The following is a 5,917-nucleotide window of genomic DNA, read 5'->3' as shown; positions in this document are numbered from 1 at the left end:
ACCCCCGGCTCGTGGGCGACGTATCCACTGGCTCATCCCCGGCTCAGCCGCGTCCGCCCATTTCCCCCCGGTAAAGGAAGGATCCGCAGCTCGATCACACTCTTGACCCGCCAAGGGTGCGAGTCTTACGAGCACCGTTCGCGGCCCGTCTCGCGTCCGAGTGACCGAAGCGCATGCGACGCAGTCGCGAGTCTCGGTCGCTCGGACGCGAGACTTCCCGGGGCCGCGAACACGCAGCGCCGAAGGCGCTGCAAAAACCAACCCAGCATCATGGGACGATAGACGGCAGTTTGCCGATACCCATGAGGAGTGGAGTGCCCGCCAGCTTCGCCGACACGACGTTCACCGATCCTGCCCGGATCCGGAACTTCTGCATCATCGCGCACATCGACCACGGCAAGTCGACGCTGGCCGACCGGATGCTGCAACTGACCGGTGTGGTCGAGGAGCGGCAGATGCGTGCGCAGTATCTGGACCGGATGGACATCGAGCGTGAGCGCGGCATCACCATCAAGGCCCAGAACGTGCGGCTGCCCTGGACGCCTCGGACGGGCGACCACGCGGGCACCGATTTCGTGCTGCACCTCATCGACACGCCCGGCCACGTCGACTTCACCTACGAGGTGTCGCGGGCGCTGGAGGCGTGTGAGGGCGCGATCCTGCTGGTCGACGCCGCGCAGGGGATCGAGGCGCAGACGCTGGCCAACCTGTACCTGGCGCTGGACAAGGACCTGACGGTCATCCCGGTGCTGAACAAGATCGACCTGCCCGCCGCGGACCCGGAGCGCTACGCCGCCGAACTGGCGCACATCGTCGGCTGCGACCCGTCGGATGTGCTGCGTGTCTCCGGCAAGACCGGCGAGGGTGTGGCCGATCTGCTCGACCAGGTGATCGCCCAGGTGCCGCCGCCGGTGGGCGAGGCGGACGCGCCCGCCCGCGCGATGATCTTCGACTCGGTCTACGACACCTACCGCGGCGTGGTCACCTACGTCCGCGTGGTGGACGGCAAGCTGACCCCGCGCGAGAAGATCAAGATGATGTCCACCGGCGCCACCCACGAGCTGCTGGAGATCGGCATCGTCTCGCCGGAGCCGAAACCGACCCAGGGACTCGGCGTCGGCGAGGTCGGCTATCTGATCACGGGCGTGAAGGACGTGCGCCAGTCCAAGGTCGGCGACACGGTGACCGGTGCGCGCGGCGGCGCGAGCGAACCGCTCACCGGATATCGCGAGCCGCGCCCGATGGTGTACTCCGGCCTGTATCCGGTGGACGGCTCCGACTATCCCGACCTGCGCGACGCGCTGGAGAAGTTGCAGCTCAACGACGCCGCCCTGACCTACACGCCGGAGACGTCGGTCGCGCTGGGGTTCGGCTTCCGCTGCGGCTTCCTCGGCCTGCTGCACATGGAGATCACGCGCGAACGCTTGCAGCGCGAGTTCGACCTGGACTTGATCTCCACCGCTCCGAACGTGGTGTACCGGGTGGAGATGGAGGACGGCGCCGAGCACGTCGTCACCAATCCCTCGTACTGGCCGGAGGGCAAGGTCCGCAAGGTCTACGAGCCGGTGGTGAAGTGCACCATCATCGCGCCGAGCGAGTTCATCGGCTCGATCATGGAGTTGTGCCAGTCCCGCCGCGGCGAGCTCGGCGGCATGGACTATCTGTCGGAGACCCGCGTCGAGCTGCGCTACACCATGCCGATGGCGGAGATCATCTTCGACTTCTTCGATTCGCTGAAATCGCGCACCCGCGGTTACGCCAGCCTGGACTACGAGGAGGCGGGCGAGCAGGAGTCGCAGCTGGTGAAGGTGGACATCCTGTTGCAGGGCGAGGCGGTGGACGCGTTCAGCGCGATCGTGCACCGCGACGCCGCCCAGGCCTACGGCCACAAGATGACCACCAAGCTGCGCGAGCTGATCCCGCGCCAGCAGTTCGAGGTGCCCATTCAGGCCGCGATCGGGTCGAAGATCATCGCCCGCGAGAACATCCGCGCCATCCGCAAGGACGTGCTGGCCAAGTGCTACGGCGGTGACATCAGCCGCAAGCGCAAGCTGCTGGAGAAGCAGAAGGAAGGCAAGAAGCGGATGAAGACGATCGGCCGTGTCGACGTCCCGCAGGAAGCCTTCGTGGCCGCGCTGTCCTCGGACGCCGCATCGGACAAGCCGAAGGACAAGAAGTAGCGGTCAGCCCGTCGCGCGCAGCCGTACGCGCAGGCGGGCGCCGCCCAGCGGACTCTCGCCGAGTTCTACGTCGCCGGAATGCAATTCGGCCTGCTGGCGGACCAGGGCCAGTCCGAGACCGGAGCCGTGGGAGCCGGGGCCTTTGACGAACCGGTCGAAGGCGTCGCCGCGCAGTGCCTCGGGGATGCCGCGACCGTCGTCGTCCACGCTGATCTCCACCATGTCCCGCGGGCCGGATCGCGCGCTGACGGTGACGGTCGCGGCTTCGCCGTGCTGCACGGCGTTGGCGACGGCATTGGTGACGATCAGCATGACGCCGCCCGGCAGCCCGGTCATCGTGATCGGCGCGCATTCGGCGAGTTCCACCCGCACCCCGGGATGCCTGCGGCGGGCGTCGTGCACTGCCCGGTCCAGGGTGTCGCAGAGGTCGAACGGCTCGAAGACGTCCGGTTCGGTGAGTTCGCCGACCGCGAGGCGTTCCAGGTCGGTGAGTGTGTTCTCGATCTGCCGCTCGGCCGAGAGGACCTCGGACAGGATCGCGCCGCGCTGCTGTTCCGGAATCTCTTTGGTGGCCAGTACTTGCAGGTCGGTGCGCAGCGCGGTGAGCGGCGTGCGCAACTCGTGCGCGCAGATCGCGGCGAAGTCGCGCGCGCCGGTCAGCGCCCGCTGGGTGGCGCGGTGGGCGGCTTCCAGCCGGGCGAGCATGCGGGTGATCGCGTCGGAGAGTTCCTCGGCTTCCCGCGCGCCGCGGCCGGACAGCGGCGGCAGTTCCTCCAACGTGTCGATGCGATGGGTGGCGTCGGCCAGTCGACGCAGCGGGCGTGCGGCGAATCCGGCGAGGAACCAGCCGAGCAGGGCGGCCAGCAGCGCACCCGCCACGCCGATGCCGAGCCCGACGCGCTGGCTGCGATGAATGGCCGCCTCCACCACGTCGCGGTCGGGATCGAGCGCGACCAGCACGCCGGGCAGTCCGTCGACCCGGGCGATCGCCGCGTCGGTGGGCCTGCCCGCGTCCACGGGCGCCTGCTCGGGGGACAGCGTCGCCGCGGACGGCGGAGCGGGTTGCCCTGGAGCGGCTTCGCGCGGCCCGGCGACCCGCACCGCCATCGATGCGACGGTCTCGTCCAGCTGACGTTCACCGGTGGCGCCGAGCAGGGCGGCGAAGGTGATCGTCAAGGTGAGCGCGACCAGTGCCGCGACCACGCCCGACACGACCGCTACCCGAGTGCGCAGCGACGGCGATCCGCTCATGGTTCCTCCCGGAGGACGAAGCCGACGCCGCGCACGGTGTGGATCACGCGGGGCACGCCGTTCGCCTCCAGCTTGCGTCGCAGGTAGGAGACGAACACGTCGACGACATTGGTGTCGGTGGGGAAGTCGTAGCCCCACACGGCGGACAGGATCTGCTCGCGGTCGAGCACCACCCCGATGTGCTCGGCGAGCAGGGCGAGCACCTCGAATTCCCGCTTCGTCAGGTCCACCGGCCTGCCCGCGGCCAGCACCCGGCGCCCGGCGGGGTCGATGCGCACCTGACCTACCGTGCGCGCCCGGTCGGGGCGGTCCACCGGTTGGCGCCTGCGCCGCAGCAGCGCGTTCAGCCGGGCGACCAGCTCGCCCAGATCGAACGGTTTGGTGAGGTAGTCGTCGGCTCCCCGCTCCAGGCAGGCGATCCGGTCGCTGACCGCGGTGCGCGCGCTGAGCACACAGATCGGGATGTCGTCTCCCATCGCCCGCAGCGCGGTGACCACGCCGACGCCGTCGAGTTCCGGCAGGTTGACGTCGAGCACCATCGCGTCGGGCGTGGTGGCGCGGACCATGCTCAGCGCCTCGGCGCCGTCGGCCGCGGTGACGACCTCGAAATCGGAGAGTTCCAGCCCCCGCCGCAACGACGCGAGGACGCGAACTTCGTCGTCCACGACCAAGATTCGGTGACCGGCCATGGGGTCAATCTAATCCCACAGTCTGAGATCACGGTGGTGACTGTGTAGGCGGGAGCGGCGAGCAGCCGGGAAATGGCCCGATTCGGGGGCCGACCCCGAGCATGGCGGCGCGGCAGTCTCGACGCAGGCGGCCGCTCGGCAGATCGCAACCCGGCTGGGCGGTGCGTCCGCCGAACGCGATGCGCCGGGCCGGAAAATGAGGCATTGACCACGGCGAAAACTTGTAACGGACGTGCACCGCCAACCGGACTCGGCGTTACCGGCAAGCGGGGGAGCGGGAGTCGATCGGGTTCGACAGCCGTCCGGTTAATCCCTCGGCTCCCCGGGCGTCCGTGCCGCCGAACGGCTGGTTTGCCGAGTTCGACGGTAGAGAGCGTCACTTCGGCACTCCGCCGGCAACCTTCGGAGCTCCATCGGTTCTGCCGCCGTGCGCTCGGCACGGTATGGATCGGGCCTGGTGGCGGTGTCTATTAGAGCTGCGCGCGGTCCGGACAGCCGCCGGAAATGGGGCTTCCGATCCGGTAATCCGGATGGCAGGGTTGTGTTGCCCACCACAGTCGCGTTCGCTCCAGACCTGGAGAATGTGACAGGGCGGTATTCCCGAAATACTGTTGGGTGATCTTCACTTGCTCGGACCGGCGCGGTGAGGATGCTGGACAACCGAGAGTGGAGCTTCTATGACGCGTGATCTGCCCTTCGACGACGACACCGAAGGCGCCGAGCGCGCGGGCGACACCGCCTACCGTGTGGCCACCGGCGTCGCCCGGGTCGCGCGGGCGGGCGCCTATGTCACCGGCGGCGCGCTGGTGGCCGCCAACGGCGGCGGCGTTCCGGCGCAGCCCGGCGAATCCCGTCTCGACAGCTGGCACACCGGCTGGGCGCACAGCACCGATCCCGATCCGGATCAGCCGAGCCCGGTGATCACCTTCCCCGATCCGGTCGTCGAGCCGACGCCGTTCTCCTCGCACGGCTCGAATGTTCCGGTGGCACATGGCAACCCGGTTCCAGGACCGGCCGGCCCCGCGCCGGGCTTCGCCCTGCCCGGCACCGGAGCGGGCTCCGCGCCCGCGCTGCCGACGCTCGGCGGTGACTACAGCGGTACCGACGCGGGCATGCCGTTGCCGACGCTGCCCGGCGAGTCCGGCGCGCACGGGATGCAACTGCCCGGACATTCCGGCGGCGGCGTCCCCGGGCTCGGCGGCATCCCCGGCGCCGACGAGGATGGCGCCAGCGGACTGTCCATTCCGGGGACCGAGGGCCACGGGGCCCACGGTTTCTCGCTGCCCGGCGTCCGGTCCGACGCCGTGAGTGAATCCGACGCGCCCGGCGGGCACGGGTTCGGCCTGCCCGGCCACGGGCTCGGCCAGGCCGGGCACGGCTTCGGCCTGCCCGGCGCGAACGGCTTCGTCGCGCCCGGCTCCACCGTCTTCGACCTGCCCGGCAACAGCGGCGCCGGTGCGGCGCACGCGGCGGGAGATCCGTTCGACGGCGTTGGTCATGGCGGCGATCTCGGGATGTTCGTCGGCACCCAGTGGTCGGTCGACTTCGGGCTCGGCCCGAACGGGATCTACTTCACCTCCGAGATGAAGGTCGACGTCGGGGTCGGGCACGTCGGCGACCAGCTCGACGAGTACACCGACTGGCTGGCCGACGGCATCCATGTGCCGAACGGCACCGACAGCGCGGCCGCCCAGCCGAACGCGCTGAGCACCGGCCACTCCGGACTGCTCGGCGGGCTCACGTCGTCGGGAGGCTCCGGCACGCAGTCGTCGGCGGCGTCCGGCGTCGGGCAGTCCG

Annotated in this window: 3 protein-coding genes and 1 pseudogene; 2 read left to right on the top strand and 2 right to left on the bottom strand. The window is 69.8% G+C overall.

Going from position 1 to position 5,917, the window contains the following annotated elements; genetic code table 11:
* Positions 1-302 precede the first annotated feature (302 nt).
* Positions 303-2,180: a translation elongation factor 4 gene (gene lepA, locus NB3_RS33645; protein WP_067811521.1), complete on the top strand. Its 1,878-nt coding sequence runs from the start codon at positions 303-305 to the stop codon at positions 2,178-2,180.
* A 3-nt stretch (positions 2,181-2,183) separates the two neighbouring features.
* Here the strand turns inward: lepA and NB3_RS33640 are convergent, their stop codons facing one another.
* Positions 2,184-3,431 (bottom strand): sensor histidine kinase, encoded by a 1,248-nt coding sequence (locus NB3_RS33640; protein WP_067811519.1) that lies wholly within the window; start codon positions 3,429-3,431, stop codon positions 2,184-2,186.
* The gene (locus NB3_RS33635; RefSeq protein WP_067811516.1) at positions 3,428-4,120 is read right to left on the bottom strand and encodes a response regulator transcription factor; all 693 of its coding nucleotides are present in this window, start codon (positions 4,118-4,120) and stop codon (positions 3,428-3,430) included. The genes NB3_RS33640 and NB3_RS33635 overlap by 4 nt, the downstream gene beginning before the upstream one ends.
* A 677-nt stretch (positions 4,121-4,797) precedes the next feature.
* Between NB3_RS33635 and NB3_RS33630 the strand changes: the two are divergent.
* Positions 4,798-5,917, top strand: a pseudogene (locus NB3_RS33630) (hypothetical protein); the annotation flags it as partial.

It is taken from the genome of Nocardia beijingensis NBRC 16342 (genome assembly GCF_001612785.1).
Classification (GTDB): domain Bacteria; phylum Actinomycetota; class Actinomycetes; order Mycobacteriales; family Mycobacteriaceae; genus Nocardia; species Nocardia beijingensis.
The sequence above is the reverse complement of the archived record's forward strand: the minus strand, read 5'-3'. Positions and strand labels throughout refer to the sequence as shown.

Excerpts from the sequence above, each read along its gene's own strand:
- lepA (WP_067811521.1), top strand. The coding sequence starts at position 303 with ATGAGGAGTGGAGTGCCCGCCAGCTTCGCCGACACGACGTTCACCGAT.
- NB3_RS33640 (WP_067811519.1), bottom strand. The coding sequence starts at position 3,431 with ATGAGCGGATCGCCGTCGCTGCGCACTCGGGTAGCGGTCGTGTCGGGC.
- NB3_RS33635 (WP_067811516.1), bottom strand. The coding sequence starts at position 4,120 with ATGGCCGGTCACCGAATCTTGGTCGTGGACGACGAAGTTCGCGTCCTC.